The organism is Leisingera daeponensis DSM 23529 (assembly GCF_000473145.1).
In the GTDB taxonomy this organism is placed as follows: domain Bacteria; phylum Pseudomonadota; class Alphaproteobacteria; order Rhodobacterales; family Rhodobacteraceae; genus Leisingera; species Leisingera daeponensis.
This window is the reverse complement of the sequence record NZ_KI421500.1, coordinates 3,535,285-3,554,420: the sequence shown is the minus strand read 5'-3', so window position 1 is coordinate 3,554,420 and position 19,136 is coordinate 3,535,285. Positions and strand designations below refer to the sequence as shown.

At 65.6% G+C, this 19,136-nt stretch carries 15 protein-coding genes; 6 read left to right on the top strand and 9 right to left on the bottom strand.

The features are described 5' to 3' along the window. Positions 1–63 precede the first annotated feature (63 nt). Together gltX and DAEP_RS0117795 are read right to left on the bottom strand one after the other, a co-directional pair. Positions 64–1,389: a glutamate--tRNA ligase gene (gltX, locus tag DAEP_RS0117800; RefSeq protein WP_027245624.1), complete on the bottom strand. Its 1,326-nt coding sequence runs from the start codon at positions 1,387–1,389 to the stop codon at positions 64–66. A gap of 127 nt (positions 1,390–1,516) precedes the next feature. Further along, positions 1,517–1,945, bottom strand: coding sequence for a DUF1801 domain-containing protein (locus DAEP_RS0117795; RefSeq protein ID WP_027245623.1), 429 nt, complete (start codon positions 1,943–1,945; stop codon positions 1,517–1,519). Positions 1,946–2,052: 107 nt separating this feature from the next. Here DAEP_RS0117795 and DAEP_RS0117790 point away from each other — a divergent pair, with 107 nt between their 5' ends. Then, complete coding sequence (locus DAEP_RS0117790) at positions 2,053–2,985, top strand: MBL fold metallo-hydrolase (RefSeq protein ID WP_027245622.1); 933 nt, start codon at positions 2,053–2,055, stop codon at positions 2,983–2,985. Between the two features lie 9 nt (positions 2,986–2,994). Here DAEP_RS0117790 and DAEP_RS0117785 read toward each other — a convergent pair whose 3' ends face one another. After that, the gene (locus DAEP_RS0117785; RefSeq protein ID WP_027245621.1) at positions 2,995–4,326 is read right to left on the bottom strand and encodes an NAD(P)/FAD-dependent oxidoreductase; all 1,332 of its coding nucleotides are present in this window, start codon (positions 4,324–4,326) and stop codon (positions 2,995–2,997) included. Between the two features lie 178 nt (positions 4,327–4,504). Then, on the bottom strand, positions 4,505–6,163 hold the full coding sequence (locus DAEP_RS0117780; protein ID WP_027245620.1) for an NAD+ synthase: 1,659 nt from the start codon (positions 6,161–6,163) through the stop codon (positions 4,505–4,507). Between the two features lie 182 nt (positions 6,164–6,345). On the opposite strand from DAEP_RS0117780, the gene DAEP_RS0117775 reads away from it, so the two are divergent. Continuing rightward, a complete protein-coding gene (locus tag DAEP_RS0117775) occupies positions 6,346–7,767 on the top strand; it encodes an MORN repeat-containing protein (protein WP_027245619.1) in 1,422 nt (473 codons plus the stop codon). A gap of 46 nt (positions 7,768–7,813) precedes the next feature. On the opposite strand, the gene DAEP_RS0117770 is transcribed toward DAEP_RS0117775, so the two are convergent. Then, a complete protein-coding gene (locus DAEP_RS0117770; RefSeq protein ID WP_027245618.1) occupies positions 7,814–8,479 on the bottom strand; it encodes a pyridoxamine 5'-phosphate oxidase family protein in 666 nt (221 codons plus the stop codon). A gap of 97 nt (positions 8,480–8,576) precedes the next feature. Between DAEP_RS0117770 and pdxR the strand changes: the two genes are divergently transcribed. Next, complete coding sequence (pdxR, locus tag DAEP_RS0117765; RefSeq protein WP_027245617.1) at positions 8,577–9,953, top strand: MocR-like pyridoxine biosynthesis transcription factor PdxR; 1,377 nt, start codon at positions 8,577–8,579, stop codon at positions 9,951–9,953. A 91-nt stretch (positions 9,954–10,044) separates the two neighbouring features. Here pdxR and DAEP_RS0117760 read toward each other — a convergent pair whose 3' ends face one another. Together DAEP_RS0117760 and DAEP_RS0117755 are read right to left on the bottom strand one after the other, a co-directional pair. After that, positions 10,045–11,589, bottom strand: coding sequence for an alanine/glycine:cation symporter family protein (locus DAEP_RS0117760; RefSeq protein ID WP_008554945.1), 1,545 nt, complete (start codon positions 11,587–11,589; stop codon positions 10,045–10,047). 21 nt (positions 11,590–11,610) lie between these two features. Next, complete coding sequence (locus DAEP_RS0117755; RefSeq protein WP_008553772.1) at positions 11,611–12,045, bottom strand: universal stress protein; 435 nt, start codon at positions 12,043–12,045, stop codon at positions 11,611–11,613. 487 nt (positions 12,046–12,532) lie between these two features. Between DAEP_RS0117755 and DAEP_RS0117750 the strand changes: the two genes are divergently transcribed. After that, the gene (locus tag DAEP_RS0117750) at positions 12,533–14,119 is read left to right on the top strand and encodes a 2-isopropylmalate synthase (protein ID WP_008554913.1); all 1,587 of its coding nucleotides are present in this window, start codon (positions 12,533–12,535) and stop codon (positions 14,117–14,119) included. Positions 14,120–14,176: 57 nt separating this feature from the next. On the opposite strand, the gene DAEP_RS0117745 is transcribed toward DAEP_RS0117750, so the two are convergent. Then, on the bottom strand, positions 14,177–15,910 hold the full coding sequence (locus tag DAEP_RS0117745; protein ID WP_027245616.1) for an adenylate/guanylate cyclase domain-containing protein: 1,734 nt from the start codon (positions 15,908–15,910) through the stop codon (positions 14,177–14,179). 208 nt (positions 15,911–16,118) lie between these two features. Next, entirely contained in the window at positions 16,119–16,913 is a 795-nt protein-coding gene (locus DAEP_RS0117740; RefSeq protein ID WP_027245615.1) for a 23S rRNA (adenine(2030)-N(6))-methyltransferase RlmJ, read from the bottom strand. Positions 16,914–17,045: 132 nt separating this feature from the next. Here DAEP_RS0117740 and DAEP_RS0117735 point away from each other — a divergent pair, with 132 nt between their 5' ends. Together DAEP_RS0117735 and DAEP_RS0117730 are read left to right on the top strand one after the other, a co-directional pair. Then, positions 17,046–17,816 carry a lysozyme family protein gene (locus DAEP_RS0117735; RefSeq protein ID WP_154665071.1) on the top strand — a complete coding sequence of 257 codons (771 nt, stop codon included), beginning with the start codon at positions 17,046–17,048 and terminating at the stop codon, positions 17,814–17,816. A gap of 265 nt (positions 17,817–18,081) precedes the next feature. Next, on the top strand, positions 18,082–19,128 hold the full coding sequence (locus DAEP_RS0117730) for a rod shape-determining protein (RefSeq protein WP_008554722.1): 1,047 nt from the start codon (positions 18,082–18,084) through the stop codon (positions 19,126–19,128). Positions 19,129–19,136 lie beyond the last annotated feature (8 nt).

The window sequence follows — 19,136 nt, the reverse complement described above, 5'->3', positions numbered from 1 at the left end:
GGGCGGCCCTTTCGGCGCCGCCCCTGAACTGTTTCTGACCGGCTTTTTCCGCCGCAGGCTGCCTCAGCCGCGGGCGCGGACGGTGTCCATCAGCGCCAGCAGCGCGGACATGTCGGGGCCGCGCTCCATGCCGGTCACGGCCTTCCTGAGCGGCATGAACAGCCCCTTGCCCTTGCGGCCCGTCGCGTCCTTGACGGCGGCGGTCCACTTGCCCCAGCTGTCGCTGTCATAGGGGCCTTCGGGCAGCAGCGCCATCGCCTCGGCAATGAAGTCCCTGTCCTCATCGGCCACCAGCGGCTCGGCGCCGTCGCGGCACAGCTCCCACCAGCCCGCCAGATCCTTGAGCGTGGTGATGTTTTCCTTGGCCATGTCCCAGAACGCCGCCTGTTTCTCAGCCGGGACGCCCAGCGCATCCACGTGGGCTTGCACCGCCGCCAGCGGCAGCGACTGCAGGTGGCGGGCGGTCAGCGGATAGAGATCCTCGACATCGAACTTGGTCGGCGCGGCGCCGAAGCGGTTGATGTCGAAACCGTCGATCAGCTCCGCCAGCTCCGAACGCAGCTCCACCGGGTCGGAGGAGCCGAGCCGCGCCATCAGGCTGAGGAGCGCCATCGGCTGCACGCCCGCTTCGCGCAGATCGCGCAGGGCCAGCGTGCCCAGGCGCTTGGACAGCGCTTCGCCTTGCGGGCCGGTCAGCAGCGAGTGGTGCGCGAAAGACGGCACGGTGCCGCCCAGCGCCTCGATGATCTGGATCTGGGTGGCGGTGTTGGTCACATGGTCAGAGCCGCGCACCACATGGGTCACACCCATTTCGGTGTCGTCCACAACCGAGGCCAGGGTGTAAAGGAACTGGCCGTCGCCGCGGATCAGCACCGGGTCGGAGACCGAGGCCGCATCAATGGAGATGTCGCCCAGGATGCCGTCGGTCCACTCGATCCGTTCCTGATCCAGTTTGAAGCGCCAGACGCCATCGCCGCGCTCGGCGCGCAGCTTGGCCTTGTCTTCCGCCGACAGCGCCAGCGCGGCGCGGTCATAGACCGGCGGCTTGCCCATGTTCAGCTGCTTCTTGCGCTTCAGGTCCAGCTCGGTCGGGGTCTCGAACGCCTCGTAGAAGCGGCCGATTTCCCGCAGCTTGTCAGCCGCGGCAACATAGCGGTCGAGCCGCTCGGACTGGCGCTCCACCTTGTCCCAGGTCAGGCCCAGCCATTCCAGGTCCTGCTTGATGGCATCGACGTATTCTTCCTTGGACCGCTCCGGGTCGGTGTCGTCGATGCGCAGGATGAAGGTGCCGCCGGCCTTACGGGCGATCAGATAGTTCATCAGCGCGGTGCGCAGGTTGCCGACGTGGATATAGCCGGTCGGCGACGGGGCAAAACGGGTGGTGGTCATCACGAGTCTCCTGTTGCCTTGCCCCTTGTCACATGGGCCGCGGTTTGTCCAGTTTCGGCAGAGTGCGCGCGCCTGCGGCGCAGGCCTCCGGCGGGAGTATTTCGGGAAAGATGAAAGCCGCGGCCCGTCAAGCCGGCTGCACCGGCCAGATGTCGTTCAGATCCCGCAGGCCTGCGCGGATCAGTTCGGCCAGCACCTCCAGGTCGATATCGTCGAGCTTGTTCACATAGAGGCAGCTTTTGCCAAGCTTGTGCTTGCCGAGGCGGGAGAGGATGGCACCGTAGTCCTGATAGCCCGGCATGATGTGGATCGAATGGCGCGCCTTTTGCGGCGCGAAGCCGGTGGCGAGGAAGTCGCCCTCCCGCCCCGTGGCATAGCGGTAGTGGTAGCGGCCGTAGCCGACGAGTGACGGCCCCCACATCTGCGGTGCGTAGCCGGTCGTCCGGCGGAACAGCGCATCCAGCTGCTGCGCCTCCGCCGCCTTGCGGGCCGGTTCAACACCGGCAAGGAACGCCTCAACGCTTGCCCCCGTCGGAACGGTCTTGTTCTGGCTCATGACGCTGCCTCCTGACCGCATCTTAACCCGCCTCACGGGATTGTTTACAGCCCTCTGCGTCCGGAGCGCTAGGGTTAAGCCAGCCCAACACCACCGGAGGTTATGCCATGACTGTTTCCCTCTCCCGCCGCGCCGCCCTCGCCGGGGCCGCTGCCCTGCCCCTCGCCGGGGCTGCAACGCCGCTGCTGGCCGGTGCCCATGGCGGCCGCGCCGAAGCGCAGATTGCCCATTCGTTCAAACTGGCGGAAATGCCGGTCACCACTCTGCTGGATGGCTCGGCGCAGCGGGAGGAGCCGAAAGCCATCTTTGGCGGCAATGCAAGCGATGAGGAGTTTGCCGAGGTGTCGGAGGAGAATTTCATCTCTGCCGAAACCGTTCAGTTCTATTTCACGCCCACGCTCGTCGATACCGGCGGGGAGCTGGTGCTGTTCGACACCGGGCTGGGCAATGGCGGCATTGCCAGGTCGCTGGCCGCCGCCGGGGTGACGCCGGACCAGATCAGCGTCGTGGTGATCACCCATATGCATCCGGACCATATCGGCGGGCTGATGACCGATGGCGCGCCGACCTTTCCGAACGCCCGCTATGTGACCGGGGCGGCGGAATACAATTTCTGGTCCAAGCGCGACCCGGGCGACCGGGTGGGCGATCTGGTGGCCCAGAACATGACGCCGCTGGCCGAGAAGACCACCTTTATCGATGATGGCGCCAGCGTGGCGCCGGGGATCACCGCAATGGCCGGCTTTGGCCATACGCCGGGGCATATGTGCTATATGCTGGAGAGCGGCAACCGCCAGCTGGTGCTGACCGCGGATCTGGCCAACCACTATGTCTGGAGCTTCGCCCGGCCCGATTGGGAAGTGATGTTCGACATGGACAAGGCGGCGGCAACGGAGTCGCGCCGCCGGGTGCTGGGGATGCTGGCGGCGGACAAGCTCCCGATGATCGGCTATCACATGCCGTTCCCGGCGGCGGGATTTGTCGAACCCCGCGGCGACGGTTTCCGCTATGTGCCAGTGAGCTATCAGCTGATGGGGTAAGGGACGCGGTCAGTAGCCGCTTCGCGGGCCGTATCTGCTGCCGTCGGTGAAGCGGGACAGGCGGAAGTCATGCGGATCCACGACAGGCCTGTCGCCAGTCACCAGATCGGCGGCAAGCTTGCCCGCGGCCGGGCCGATGCCGAAGCCGTGACCGGAAAACCCGGTGGCGATGAACAGGCCCGGCAGCTGGTTGGCCTGCGAGATCACCGGGATCGCGTCCGGGGTCACGTCGATCAGCCCGCCCCAGCTTTGCACCACATCGGCGCCCTGCAGCACAGGGAAGGCCTTTTGCGCTGCCGCCCAGCCGCTTTTCAGCGCCTTTTGCGAAGGGGCTGGATCCAGCACCCGGCACAGCTCGAACGGGGTGGTCTGCTGCGGCTGCCAGCGGCGGGCCTGCGCCGCCTCCTCGCGCCAGCGGCTGGTGAGCCGGAATTGCAGGGCGCGCCATTCGTGCCGCAGGCTGGGCAGGAACGCCCAGCCCAGGCGGAAGCTGTCGGGCACGATATCGACCATGTTCTCCAGCGCGTCCGAGACGGTGTAGCCGCCATCGGCCCGCTTGCGCAGGCCCAGGTTGCCGGTGCGCACCGCGATGTCCGGCCCGCCCGGCACCGGCGAGGTGCGCAGGACCGAGTTCAGCACTTTGAGCTGCGGCAGGCTGATGCCCGCATTGCCGAGAAACAGCCGCGACCAGGCGCCGCCCGCCACCACCACCGCCGAACAGGCAACGCGGCCGCGTTCCGTCATCACGCCGCTGATGCGCCCGGCCGATGTTTCGACGCTGCGCACCGCGCATTCGGTCATGATCTTGGCGCCCGCGGCCTGGGCGGCAGTGGCGATTGCGTGGGTGGCCATATGCGGCTCGGCCCGCCCGTCCATCGGCGTGAGCAGGGCGCTGCGGGTCTTGGTCTGGTGGCCCGGCATCAGCTGCGCCAGCTGCGGTCCGCGCACCATCCGGGCGCCCTGCCCCCAGCCATCAAGGTTGCGCAGCCAGCGCTCCAGCTGGGCTTCGCGCTTGGCCGTGCCGGCGGTGTAGAGGATGCCGGAGCGGGTGAACCCGGTGTCCTGCCCGGTGCGCGCCGCCAGCCCTTCCCAAAGGCGCAGCGATTCCGCCATCAGCGGGATTTCCCGCGGATCGCGGCAGGAGATCCGTACCCACCCCCAGTTGCGCGAGCTTTGCTCGCCCGCGATCTGCCCCTTTTCGCACAAGAGCACGGAGTGGCCGCGCTCGGCCAGTTCCAGCGCGGTGGCGGCACCAATGATGCCGCCGCCGATCACCACGGCGTCGACAGCCTTGGGCAAGGCCAGATTGGATTGGAAATGAGGCAGTCTCGGTCCAGGCATGAGGTCTCTATGCCCGCTGCGGAATCGGCGGTCCAGCGTCCACGCGGCCGCCTCTGCCGCGCATTGCGGTATTGTGTTTTTTTCGCCGCATATCAGGACTTTACCGTCACGGAAGCTGCCCGGGGAAAGGGCGGAAAGCGCGGAAAAGACCCGCGCCTTCAAGGGGTTAACGCGTGCCTCAGGTCGGGTCGCGCCAGCGGTTCACGATCGGGTACCGGCGGTCCAGCCAGAACGCCCGCGGCGTCAGCCGGGCACCGGGCGCGGACTGGAAGCGTTTGTATTCGCTGATATAAAGCAGATGCTCGACCCGTTTGGCCACGTCCCGGGAAAAGCCCGCCGCAACACAATCTGCGATTGACCCCTCCAGATCGACCAGAATTTCCAGAATGGCGTCCAGTTCCGGGTAATCCGGCAGGCTGTCGCTGTCCTTCTGATCTTCGCGCAGTTCCGCCGAGGGGGGCTTGTCGATCACATTGGGGCGGATCACCTCGCCCGCCGGGCCCTTCATCCAGGGGCGGTGGTTGGCGTTGCGCCAGCGGCAGGTTTCGAACACGCGGGTTTTGTAGAGGTCCTTGATCGGGTTGTAGCCGCCGTTCATGTCGCCATAGATGGTGGCATAGCCCACAGCCACCTCGGACTTGTTGCCGGTGGTCAGCAGCATCTCGCCGAACTTGTTGGACATGGCCATCAGCAGCAGGCCGCGCAGGCGGGACTGGATGTTTTCCTCGGTGATATCCGCATCGAGGCCGGTAAACAGCGGCGCCAGCGTGCTGGTGATGGCAGCCCGTGCCTCGCTGATCGGAACATAGTCATAACGGACGCCCAGCGCCTTGGCGACGGCTTCGGCATCGTCGAGCGATCCCCGGCTGGTGTACTCAGACGGCAGCATCACGCAGCGGACATTCTCCGCCCCCAGCGCATCCACCGCGATGGCCGCGACAATCGCCGAGTCAACGCCGCCGGACAGTCCCAGAAGCACCTTCTTGAAGCCGGTTTTGCCCATGTAGTCGCGCAGGGAGTCCACCATCACCCGGTAGTCCTGCTCCCATTCGTCCGGCAGATGCGCCTTTTCGCCTTCCTCCACGCGCCAGCCGTCCCCGGTGCGGATGAGGTCGACCTGGGTGATGCACTCGTCGAACAGCGGCATCTGAACTGCCAGTGCGCCGCCCGGGTTCAGGGCGAAGGAACCGCCGTCGAACACCTGATCGTCCTGGCCGCCCACCATGTTGAGGTAGATCACCGGCAGGTGGGTTTCGACAGCGCGCGCCACCATCATGTTGAAGCGCACTTCCATCTTGTTGCGGAAATAGGGCGAGCCGTTGGGGATCAGCAGGAATTCGGCGCCGGTTTCGGCCAGGGTTTCCGCCACATCCTCGTGCCAGCCGTCCTCGCAGATGGGGGAGCCGATGCGGGTGTTGCTGACGGAATACGGGCCGCCCAAGGGGCCGGCCTCGAAGAGGCGGACCTCGTCAAACACGGTCTCGTTCGGCAGATGGTGCTTGAGGCAGCGCGAGGCGATCTTGCCGTCCTTCAGGATCAGATAGGCATTGTAGAGCCTGCCGCCCTCGACCCACGGCCCGCCAACCGCCAGAGCCGGACCATCGGCGCAGTCCGCCGCCAGTTTTTCGACCTCGGCGATGGCGGCCTGGTGGAAGACCGGCTTCATCACCAGATCCTGGGTGTTGTAGCCGGTGATGAACATTTCCGGCAGCGCGACCAGATCGGCGCCGGCCTTGCGGCCTTCCTCCCAGGCGGCGCGGGCCTTGGCGGCGTTGCCTGCCAGATCGCCCACGGTGGGGTTCAGCTGCGCCAGTGTCACGCGGAAACGGTCTGCCATGCTGCATCGGCCCTTTGCAAAAATCCTTCCTCAGCCATTTACCAGATTGACAGCCAAGGAAAAGAGCAAGGGCCTGGTGCCGGGGAAAAGACATTGCGGCCCCGCCTGCGGTAGCTTAGTTTCCGGGCGAGCAACCCAATATGGCAGCAGCACCGTAATTCCTGGGCAGGCAGAGGTTTTGAATGACCCGTTTCGGCACCGCAATCGCGCTTTCCACGATCCTGGCACTGGCCGCGCCGGCCTTTGCCCAGGAGGGGGAGATCATCACCACGCAGGATGAGATCGGCGGCGTCTACGAGGGCACCTTCAAAGGCGGGCTGCAGCATGGCACCGGCACTTACAAGCTGCCGAACGGATATGAATACACCGGCGAGTGGGTCGAGGGAGAGGTCCGCGGCCAGGGTGTGGCGCGGTTCCCGGACGGTTCAATCTATGAAGGCGAGTTCGCGCAGGGCAAGCCGCACGGTCTGGGCAAGCTGACCCGCGCCGACGGCAGCACCTACGAGGGCGAATGGCAGGACGGCCAGATCCACGGCGACGGAGTGTCGGTCTATGCCAGTGGCGTGCGCTATCAGGGCAGCTTTGCCGACGGCAAGCGGCACGGCAAGGGCGTGATGCAATCGCCCGACGGCTATACCTACGACGGCGACTGGGCCGGGGGGCGCCAGCAGGGCCAGGCGAAAATCACCTATGCCGAGGGCACCGTTTACGAGGGCAGCGTGGCGGATGGCCAGCTGCAGGGGCAAGGCCGGCTGGAGACCTCCGACGGGCTGGTCTACGAAGGCGAATGGATGTCCAGCCAGATGCATGGCACCGGCCGCCTGGTGCAGCCCAACGGCGACATCTATGAAGGCGCGCTGCAAAATGGCCGCCGCCACGGCACCGGCACGCAGACCTACGCCAATGGCGATGTCTACACGGGCGACTTCCTGGACGATCAGCGCCACGGCACCGGCACCTTCACCGAGAAGGATGGCTACAGCTACACCGGCGCCTGGGTGAAGGGGCAGATCGAAGGCAAGGGCAAGGCAGTTTATCCCGACGGATCGGTCTATGAAGGCGATTTCCGCGATGATCTGGCCGAAGGCAAGGGCAAGATCACCTATCCCGACGGCTCCACCTACGAAGGTGAATGGGTTGCTGGCGTGATCGAGGGCAAAGGCACTGCCACCTACCCCAACGGGATCACCTATACCGGCGGCTTCAAAAACGCCAAGAACCACGGCCAGGGGGTGATGACCTATGCCGACGGTTACCGCTACGACGGCGGCTGGCAGAACGGGCAGCGCCACGGCGAGGCGGTGGTCACCTATGCCGACGGCTCGGTCTACACTGGCGCATTTGCTGACAGCCAGCGCCACGGGCGGGGCAAGATCGTGATGCCTGACGGCTTCACCTACGAAGGCGAATGGCAAGAAGGCAAGATCTTTGGCCAGGGCGTGGCGACCTATGCCAATGGCGACGTTTACGAGGGCAGCTTTGTCAACGGCAAGCGCCAGGGGCCGGGCACGATGAAATACGCCAGCGGCCAGAAGGCGGACGGCACCTGGGAGAACGGCGCGCTGGTCAGCACCGGGGCAGAGGGCGCCAGCCAGACAGAATAGGCCTGCAAGAACAAAGGGCGCGCCAGAGCGGCGCGCCCTTTTCGATTCAGCCGATGCGGATGCGGCTCAGGTGGTCCGGCATCTCGACACCCTCCAGATTGGCAGGGTCCGGCTGCGGCAGCTTCAGCTCCATCGCTATCGGCACCACACCCGCCCAGATCGGCAGGGCGTAATCCTCCTCGTCGTCCTTGGGCGCACCGGAGCGGATCTTGGCCGCCCCCTCCTCGATCGGCATCCGCATCAGGGCGGTGGCCTTCAGCTCCTGCGCGGTCATCGGGCGCAGGGCGTCCCAGCGGCCGGGAAAGATGTGGTCGACCATCGCCTTGAGGCTGGCGGCCTTGGCCTCCTCCTCCGTGACCTTTTCGGCCACCCCGAACAGCATCGCGGAGCGGAAGTTGACCGAGTGGTGGAAGGCCGAACGGGCCAGCACGTATCCGTCCATGCAGGTGACCGTCAGGCAGACCTCCGCCCCCTCCATCGCGCGGATCGCCCGGCTGGCGGCGGAGCCGTGCCAATAGACGTGATCGCCCTCGCGCCATTGCAGCGTCGGAAGCACCGAAGGGGCGCCATTGATCTGATAGCCGATATGGGCCAGCGGCATGGCGTCGAGCACCTGATACACGGTCTCGCGGTCATAGAGCCCGCGTTCATGGGCGCGGCGCAGGCGGCTGCGCTCGGATTTCAGGGCGGTTTCGGTATCGGGCTGGCGCATTGGCGGACCTCGTCAATTCTGGTTGTGTCAGGGTGAGTGCTATGCGCAAACTGGACTGTAATTAACTTCCAGTTTCAGACAAAAAGAGCAGTCCAGTATGATTGACCTTTCCGGATTGCTGTCCAAGGCCAGCGCCGAGCCGATCTATCTGCAAATCGTCAGCGCGCTGCGCCGCCAGATCAGCAGCGGCAGTCTGGCCATCGGCACCCGGCTGCCGTCCTCCCGGGCGCTGGCGCAGGATCTGGGGGTGGCGCGCTCCACCGTGGTGACAGCCTATGAGCAGCTGGCGGCCGAAGGCTTTGCCGAGGCGCGGCGGGGTGCGGGGATCTTTGTCTGCGACGTGGCGCCGATCCGGCCGCCCGAAGCGCCGCCGCGGCCGCAGCCTGCGGCGGTCCCGCCCGCGCCGGGGATGCTGCAGCCAGGCGCGCCGGACCCGGCGGTGTTTCCGGCCCGGTCCTGGGCGCGCTGTGTTTCACGTGTGGCACGGATGGATCCGCTCAGCCTGAGCCATCAGGAAGATTCCTTTGGCGATCCCGAACTGCGGCGCGAGATTGCCGCCTATGCCGCGCGCTGGCGCGGGATAGAGTGCAGCGCGGATCAGGTGCTGGTCACCAGCGGCGCGCGCGAGGCGCTGGAGCTGGCGATGGATTTCCTGGTGGAGGGCGAGGATATTGCGCTGGAGGCCCCCGGCTTTACCCCGACACAGCGCTTTGCCGTGGCGCGCGGCTGGCCGGTGCGCTGGCTGCGGGCCGGGGAGCGCGGGGCGGAGGTGCCGCGGCAGATGGCCAAGGTCACGCTGCTGACGCCCTCGCACCAGTTTCCGCTGGGCGGCACCCTGCCGGTGCCGCAGCGCCAGGCCTTCCTGCAGGCGGCCAAGGAGCGCGGCGGCTGGATCATCGAGGATGATTTCGACAGCGAGTTCCGTTATGCCGGCCAGCCGGTGCCCGCCATGGCCGCGCTCGACCGGGAGGGGCGCTGCATCTATGTGGGCACCTTCTCCAAGACGTTCTCGCACGCGCTGCGGCTGGGCTATGCGATCCTGCCGCCGGCGCTGGTGCCGCGGTTCCGGGCCCGGTTTTTCCAGCCCAGCGCCGGCGCCGCGATCACCGCGCAGCGGCCGCTGGCGGAATTCATGGCCTCCGGGCAGTACGACCGGCACATCCGCCGCGCCCGCAGGCTTTATGCCGAACGCTATGCCGCGGCGGCGGATGCGCTTGCGCAATGGCCCGAGGCCCTGGGGTCCTTCAGGCGGCACAACGCTGGGATGCAGATTGCCTTTCACCTGGCGGGCGGGCTGGCGGACGTCCGGATCTGCCGCCGCGCCGCAAGTGCAGGCTATGGGGTCCGGCCTCTGTCGCCGCACGATCCCGAAGGCCGGTCCGGGGGCCTGCTGACCGGCTTCTGCCAGTCAAGCGCCACGGATCTGCCAGGCCAGATTGCCGGGCTGCGCCGGATCGTGGAACACGGCGGCTGAAGCCGCCCCTGCCCTTCTCATCAAAAAAGCCTCCCCGGCGGACCGGAGAGGCTTGGGTCTGAAAGCTGTCTGATTGCCAGGCCGGAGCCGGTCAGACGTACTTCTTGATCTCGCCTGCTTTCAGGCGCGACATGTAGCTGTTCAGCTCACGCTTGACGATCGGCATCAGGAAGTAGAGCGCGATGATGTTGACCACCGCCATGGCAAAGATCGCCGCGTCGGAGAAGTCGATCACCGGGCCGAGGTTGGCGGCGGCGCCGATCACCACGAAGATGCAGAAGATCACCTTGAACACCAGTTCCTTGGTTTCGCCCTCGCCGAACAGGAAGGTCCAGGCCTTGAGGCCGTAGTAGGACCAGCTGATCATGGTGGAGAAGGCAAACAGGATCACCGCCAGCGCCAGCACGTACTGGAACCAGCCGAAGGCCGAGGAGAAGGCCGCCGAGGTCAGCGCCACGCCCTTGTTGCCGTCAATGGTCTGGATCGTGGCTGCACCCTCATCCAGCAGGTAGAGGCCGGTGTTCGGGTCCTGGACCAGCTGGCCGGTGATGATGATCACCAGTGCGGTCATGGTGCAGATCACCACGGTGTCGATGAACGGCTCCAGCAGCGACACGAAGCCTTCGGTGATCGGCTCCTTGGTGCGCACGGCGGAGTGGGCAATGGCTGCCGAGCCGACGCCGGCCTCGTTCGAGAAGGCCGCACGCTTGAAGCCCTGGATCAGTGCGCCAACCATGCCGCCGGCAACGCCGAGACCGGTGAAAGCCCCGTCAAAGATCTGGCCAAAGGCCCAGCCGATCTTGTCGGCATTCATCGCCAGGATGACCAGCGCGGTTGCGACATACATGACGCCCATGAACGGAACGACCTTCTCGGTCACTCGTGCAATGGATTTCAGGCCGCCCACGATCACGGCGAACACAACCCCCGCAAACACCACGCCGGTGATCCAGCCAGGATACTCGCCGATAACACCGGAGATCTGCGCGTGCGCCTGGTTGGCCTGGAACATGTTGCCGCCGCCCAGCGCGCCGAGGATGCAGAAGATCGAGAACATCACCGCCAGGAATTTGCCCATCGGCAGCCCGCGTTCGGCAAAGCCCTTGGTCATATAGTACATCGGGCCGCCCGACACGTGGCCGTCCGGGAACTCGTTGCGGTATTTGACGCCCAGCGTGCATTCGGTGAATTTCGAGGCCATGCCCATCAGGCCCGCCAGGATCATCCAGAATGTCGCGCCGGGGCCGCCGATGCCGACGGCAACGGCAACGCCTGCGATGTTGCCCAGGCCGACGGTGCCCGACAGCGCGGTTGCCAGCGCCTGGAAGTGGCTGACTTCGCCGGCGTCATTGGGGTCGGAATAATCGCCCTTGACCAGCGAGATCGAGTGCGGGAAGGCGCGGAACTGGATCAGGCCGAAGTAGAAGGTGAACACGGTGGCCGCGACCACCAGCCAGGCAACGATCCAGGGAAAGCTGGTGCCCGGAAACGGGCTGAAGATCAGGTTGACGAACCAGCCGGTGGAATTGGCGAAAATCTCATTGACGCGCTCGTCGACGGTTTGTGCCATCGCCGGGGCGGTTGCCGCCAGCAGCAGCGGCGCAGACAGGGCTGCCGCCTTAATTGAATTACTCATGACTGTCCTCTGAGTTTATCTTTACGGAACAATGGTGACCGGAACCGGCGCGGCCTGCGCCAGAGTGCCCGCGACAGAGCCGAACAGCCGCGATGACAGCCCGGAATGGCCGGTGCGGCCGATGATCAGGTGGCTGGCGCCATGCTTCTTGATCACATCAATCAACGTTTCCGCGATATGGCCGTATTTCAGCTCTGTCACGAAGGTGACACCGTCATCTTCCAGGCTTTTGCACACGGGTTTCAGCAGGGCATCCTCTGCGCGCTTCAATTCCTCCTCGCGGCGCTTGTGGCGCTGCTCGATCTCCTCCGGGGTGAGGAAGGAATAGGGCGACCACTCCAGCACATGCGCGATCACCAGCTCTGCCCCTTGTGCTTTGGCAAGGCTGACGGCAAAAGCAAGCGCCGACTTGGCAGCCTCGCTGTCGTCATATCCAAGGACAATTTTTTTCGACACTGTTTCCTCCTATCGATGGCGTCTCTTCTAATCAGGACGCCGGATCCCGGCTGCAGGAGCCAGGAATTCTCCCAACGCGAAGCTGTCTACCGCATCTGACCTTAGGGCTGATACAGCGCAGACAAACTGTCGCATTGAAACTGGCTACGGCCCTTAATTATATTATACACTTTTTTCAACATTGTCTTGAAATTACCGGGCAAGGTTTTACGGAGGTTTGCTGCTGCCAGCACACCGCCATGCCGCAAGGTCAAAATCCCCCTTCCCATTCGGCTGCACCTCTGTATAAATCCGTGCCATGAGCATTTGCGCAGATATTCCCTTTGCCGCCGCCGCATTCCGCGGTGCGGCCCTGCGCGCCCTACTGATCCTAGCCCGCCTCTGAGCGTGCCCTTCCGGCGCGCCCGCTCAGAGGATTGCCGCACGCGCGCCATCGAAGGCTAATGATGCCCTGGAAGGGCCTAGGACAGAGACAAGAGATACCGATATGACCAACGCATCCCCGATTTCCGGCGACAAATCCCGTGTATTGATTTTTGACACCACCCTGCGCGACGGCGAGCAGAGCCCCGGCGCCACCATGACCCATAACGAGAAGCTGGAGATTGCGGAGCTTCTGGACGAGATGGGCGTGGACATTATCGAGGCCGGCTTCCCGATTGCCTCCGAAGGCGACTTTGCTGCGGTGTCCGAGATTGCCGAGCGCTCGAAGAACGCGGTGATCTGCGGGCTGGCGCGCGCCAACTTCAAGGACATCGACCGCTGCGCCGAAGCGGTGCGCAAGGCCGCGCAGCCGCGCATCCACACCTTTATCGGCACCTCGCCGCTGCACCGCGCCATCCCGAACCTCACGATGGACGAGATGGCCGACAAGATCCACGAGACCGTGACCCACGCCCGCAACCTGGTGGACAACGTGCAGTGGTCGCCGATGGATGCGACCCGGACCGAGTGGGATTACCTGTGCCGGGTGATCGAGATCGCCATCAAGGCCGGCGCCACCACCATCAACATCCCCGACACCGTCGGCTACACCGCGCCCGCGGAAAGCGCCGACCTGATCAGGCGCCTGATCGAGACCGTGCCGGGCGCGGATGAGGTGGTCTTTGCCACCCACTGCCACAACGACCTCGGGATGGCGACCGCCAACGCGCTGGCGGCCGTTGCGGGCGGGGCGCGCCAGATCGAATGCACCATCAACGGCCTGGGCGAGCGGGCGGGCAACACCGCGCTGGAAGAGGTGGTGATGGCGCTGAAGACGCGCAATGACATCATGCCCTGGTCCACCGGCATCGACACCACCAAGATCATGCATATCTCGCGCCGGGTCTCGACCGTCTCCGGCTTTGTGGTGCAGCCGAACAAGGCGATTGTCGGCAAAAACGCCTTTGCCCATGAGAGCGGCATCCACCAGGACGGAATGCTGAAGAACCGCGAGAACTTCGAGATCATGCGGCCCGAGGACATCGGCCTGTCCGGCACCTCGCTGCCCTTGGGCAAACACTCCGGCCGCGCCGCGCTGCGCGACAAGCTGGAGCACTTGGGCTATGAGGTGGGCGACAACCAGCTGAAGGACGTCTTTGTCCGCTTCAAGGAGCTGGCCGACCGCAAGAAAGAAGTGTTCGACGACGACCTCATCGCGCTGATGCGCACCGGCACGGACGCGGAAAACGACCACCTCAAGATTGTCTCGATGAAAGTGGTCTGCGGCACCGGCGGCCCGGCGGAAGCCACCGTCGAGATGGAGATCGACGGCAAGGACGTGACCGAGACCGCCGAGGGCGACGGGCCTGTGGACGCAACCTTCAAGGCGATCCGCAAGATCTATCCGAACACCGCGCGGCTGCAGCTTTATCAGGTGCATGCGGTGACTGAGGGCACCGACGCGCAGGCGACCGTCTCCGTGCGGCTGGAAGAGGACGGCAACATCGCCACCGGCGAAAGCGCCAATACCGACACGGTTGTTGCCTCTGCCAAGGCCTATGTGAACGCGCTGAACCGCCTGATCGTGCGCCGCGGCCGGGTCGGTGAAGGTGCCGACACCAAGGAGATTTCCTATAAGGATCTGGCCTGATCCAGGCTCCGCGAAACAGGAAAGGGCGCCCGCTGCGGCGCCCTTTTTCGTTGCGGCCTAGGCCAGCCCCGCCTTGCGCAGACCATCGGTGAAATGCGCGGCGTCTTCCTTGCGCCCGTAGTGCAGCCCGGCCAGCAACCCCTCTGCCGTGGCGTCAGGCTGCATCGCGCGGATCTGCGCCACGCAGTCCTGCGCCTGCTGCGTGTTGCCCAGCCAGCTGTGGCAGGCCGCCGCCAGCGCGGTCTGCACCGCGTCCATTGACGGCAGCCGTTTGAAATCGGTCAGCGCCTCCTCATAAAGACGGGCGGTGAAATGCGCCTTGCCCAGATGGCTCCAGAAGCGGACCGGGAAATGCGGGTTGAGGCGCATCGCCTTCCGGATCCACTCCGCGCCCTCCTCGGGCCTGCCCTGCCAGGTCAGCAGTTCGCCCATCTGCACCACAACCAGGTCGTAGTTCGGGTTCAGGGACAGAGCGCGTTCCTGGTGGTACTGCGCCTGGTCGAGGTTTTCCTGCAGGATGGACACCGCCGCCATCAGCCGGTGCACGTCCGCGTCATTGTCATCCATCGACGCGGCCTTCTGGATCGACTCCAGAGCCAGTTGCAGCATCGCCTCGGGGTCGGCGCACCAGCCATAGCCCCAGGCCTGGCCGCGGATACAGCCGCGCCAGGCGTGGGCGTGGGCAAACTCCGGGTCCAGCTCCACCGCGCGGTCGATGAGGCCCATCGCCTTGGCATTGTCCTCCGCCGTGCTGCGGTGATGCAGGACCTTGGCGGCCAGCACGCATTCATAGGCGGCCAGGCTGGCGGGTTTCTTGCGCGAGACCTCATCCTGCTGCGCCGCTTCGATCCGCCCCGGCAGGGTCGCGACGATGGCCGATGTCACCTCATCCTGGATATCGAAGATATCGTCGAGCGTGCGGTCGTATCTCTCTGCCCAGATATGGGAATCGTTGCAGCTGTCGATCAGCTGCACGGTGATCCGCAGCCGGTTGCCGCCTTTTCGCACGCTGCCCTCGACGATGTAGCGGGCGCCAAGCTTCTCAGCCACTTCGCGGATGTTCACCGCCTGCCCCTTGTAGACGAAGGTGGAGTTGCGGGAGATCACAAACAGCTCATGGCGGCGGCTGAGTTCGGTCAGGATGTCCTCGGTCAGCCCGTCGGCAAAGAACTCCTGCTCGGGATCGCCGCTCATGTTGGCAAAGGGCAGCACGGCAAGGGTGGGTTTCACCACCGGCGCCGGCCCGCTGGCATCTTCTGCCGCCACGGGCGCGCCCTCATCCAGCAGCAGGCGGTAGACGCGCACCGGTTCGGAGATGTTTTTCAGGGACTGCTCGCCCTGATCCTCGAACAGAAACCCGCAAGAGCCGCGCACCTGGCCGTAGACCGCCGCGGACACGCAGATCTCCCCCACCCCCGCCGCCTGCTCCAGCCGGGCGGCCACGTTGACGCCGCTGCCGTAGATGTCGCCGTCTTCATAAATGATGTCGCCAAGGTTGATCCCGACCCTGAACTGGATGCGCTGGTCCGGCGGCACATCGCTGTTGCGCCGCCGCATCCTGCCCTGAATCTCCGCGGCGCAGGCCACCGCATCAGACACGCTGGGAAATTCCACCAGCATCCCGTCGCCCGTGGTTTTGATTATGGAGCCACGGTTCTTGGCAATCGAGGGGTCGATCAGTTCAATCCTGTGGGTGCGCAGCCGGGCAAGCGTGCCTTGCTCATCCGCTTCCATCAGACGGCTGTAGCCCACCATATCCGCCGCCAGCACGGCGGCCAGCCTGCGTTCCATCCGGCATTCCTCCCCGACGGAAAGCGTAGCGGGAAAGTCCCGTCTTTCAAAGGTCTTTACATAATACCACCCGTGCAGCCGCCCGCCCGGTCCCGCGGGAGGCACGCGACGTTGCGGCCATTGCCAGGGGCATGATCAATTCAGCCGCCCTGCGCGGCGAAGCAGGCGGCACGGCGCTGGCCCCGCGGGTGGAGGGCGCGATCCGGGGCTACTTGCGGGACACCGCCTTGAACAGTGCCGAAATCCGGGCCGTTTCCTCTGCCGCGCCATAGGGCGCGTTGACCACAAACATGCCGCTGCCGACCATCCGGTGGCCTTCGCGCACCGGCGGAAAAGTCACCTCGTGGCGCAGCGCATCCGGCAGCCCCTGTGCCTCCAGCGCTTTCAGCATCGGCTTGTGGGTGCCGTCCTTGAGGATCGGGTACCACAAGGCAATGACGCCGACGTTCCACTTCTTGTGCAGCTGGCCGATGATGCCGGGGATGCGGGCATAATCGGATTTGATCTCGTAGCTCGGGTCGATCAGCAGCAGCCCGCGGCGCGGGTCTGGCGGTGCCAGCGACATGGCGAGTTCAAACCCGTCCTGCTGGTGCACCTTGGCCTTCCAGGGTTTCAGTGCGGCGCGCAGGCCCGCGTTTTCCTGCGGGTGCAGTTCGGCGAAATGCAGCGAGTCGCCCGGCCGCAGCAGCGATGCCGCGATCAGCGGCGAGCCGGGATAGGCAGCCGCACCGTGCGCCTTGCGGGTTTCCGACAGCGCGCGGTGCAGCGGGTGGTCCGCCGCCAGCCCCTGCCCTGCCAGAACCTTGGTGATGCCCTGCTCCGCCTCGCCGGTCTTCACGGCCTCGGGCGCGTCCAGCTGGTAGAGGCCGCGGCCCGCGTGGGTCTCGATATAGCTGAGCGGTTTGTCCTTGCGGGTGAGGTAGGCCAGCATCCAGGCCAGCAGCGCGTGCTTCTGGACATCGGCCAGATTCCCGGCGTGGTATATGTGCTGATACGAGAGCATGCGCCCCCTCTACCGGCAATCGCCAGGCGGCGGAAGGGGCAGCGTGCGGCGGATAAACGGAATCTCAACACCGCTGCGGCAGACTGCACCCCGATAATGTACCGCAGAATGCAGGTTCCCATGCCCCTTAGAATGAGCGCCCTTGCCCTGATCCTGACGTTTCTGGCCTTGCTGCTTTGCACCGCAGCGGCTGTCAGTGCGCAAGGGTATTCTCTGGTCGGCAACAACTTCTTCCTGCAAAAGGCCTCTGCCCCGATGCCCGGATCTGCGCCCGCCGCAACCCCGGCGCCGCAGGCGGTTGCCAGCCTGCTGCCCGACACCCTGCCCGGCCCAGGCCGCGGGGCGGTGTCGCTCAATCCCGGCGCGGCCAGCCTGTTCCGCGGCCGCAGCGGCGGCGGGATGTTTGCCCCGGTCCTGAAGGCGCCGCCCAGCGTCAAACGCCTGCTGGACCTGATCGCCAGCGCCGAGGCCGGCAAGGCGCAATATGATGCGGTGCAATATGGCGCGACACGCAAGCCGCCGAAGAAGCCGACGCAGATGACGATCGCTGAAATCAACGCCTGGATCGACGCCACCCCGGGCCAGCCCCACGCCATCGGCCGCTACCAGATGATCCCGGCAACGCTGCGCCGCCTGGTGCGGCATCAGGGGGTCAAGCCGCAGGCCCGTTTCACGCCGGAGCTGCAGGACCAGCTGGCGCACCAGCTGATCGAGGAGGCAGGCTACAGCGCCTTCCTGGCGTCGGAAATGCCGCGCAAGACGTTCATGCTGAACCTGGCGAAGATCTGGGCCGGTCTGCCGGTGTCCAGCGGCAAATCCTATTACGAGGGCTATGCCGGCAACAGCGCCAGCCTGACCTGGGCGCATTTCAACTCGGAGATGCAGCGGATTTTTCCAAGCTGATCCGCAAGATGCCGGATCCGGGGCGGCCGCCGCGGCCCGCCGCCTCCGGGCCTCCGCAGCAACGCAGGCACTGCCCGGCTGGCCGCCGGCCACCGCTGCCTGCGCCCTCCGGCGCGTTGCGGGGACGCTGCGACTTGGCGGAAACGCGCTGTTTCACCATAATACGCCCTTTCGCGGCTCTCCCGTGCCGCTTATAAGGTGGGAGCAGGCGGCTCCCCGGGAGTCGCCTCAGGCATAATGGCAGCACTCACAGGATCCCACATACATGGCGCTTTTCGGAAACTTGGGCGGTCTGTTCTCCTCGGACATGGCCATTGACCTCGGCACGGCGAACACCCTGGTTTACGTCAAGGGCCGCGGCGTGATCCTGTCCGAGCCTTCGGTGGTGGCCTACCACGTCAAGGACGGCGTCAAGAAAGTGCTGGCCGTGGGCGAGGACGCCAAGCTGATGCTGGGCCGCACCCCCGGCTCGATCGAAGCGATCCGGCCGATGCGCGAAGGCGTGATTGCCGACTTCGACACCGCGGAGGAGATGATCAAGCATTTCATCCGCAAGGTTCACAAGCGCTCGACCTTCTCCAAGCCCAAGATCATCGTCTGCGTGCCGCATGGCGCCACCCCGGTTGAAAAGCGCGCGATCCGCCAGTCGGTTCTGTCCGCAGGCGCCCGCCGCGCCGGGCTGATTGCCGAGCCGATTGCAGCGGCCATCGGGGCCGGCATGCCGATCACCGATCCGACCGGCAACATGGTTGTCGACATCGGCGGCGGCACCACCGAAGTGGCGGTCCTGTCGCTGGGCGACATCGTTTACGCCCGCTCTGTCCGCGTCGGCGGCGACCGCATGGACGAGGCGATCATCAGCTACCTGCGCCGCCAGCAGAACCTCCTGGTGGGCGAATCCACCGCCGAGCGCATCAAGACCTCCATCGGCACCGCCCGGATGCCCGACGACGGCCGCGGCCAGTCGATGCAGATCCGCGGCCGCGACCTGCTGAATGGCGTGCCGAAGGAAATCGAGATTTCCCAGGCCCAGGTGGCCGAGGCGCTGGCCGAACCGGTGCAGCAGATCTGCGAGGCGGTGATGACCGCGCTGGAAACCACCCCGCCGGATCTGGCCGCCGACATCGTCGACCGCGGCGTGATGCTGACCGGCGGCGGCGCGCTGCTGGGCGATCTGGACCTCGCCCTGCGCGAACAGACCGGCCTGGCGGTCTCCATCGCGGACGAAAGCCTCAACTGCGTGGCCCTGGGCACCGGCAAGGCGCTCGAATACGAAAAACAGCTGGCCCACGCCATCGACTACGACAGCTAACAGACCCT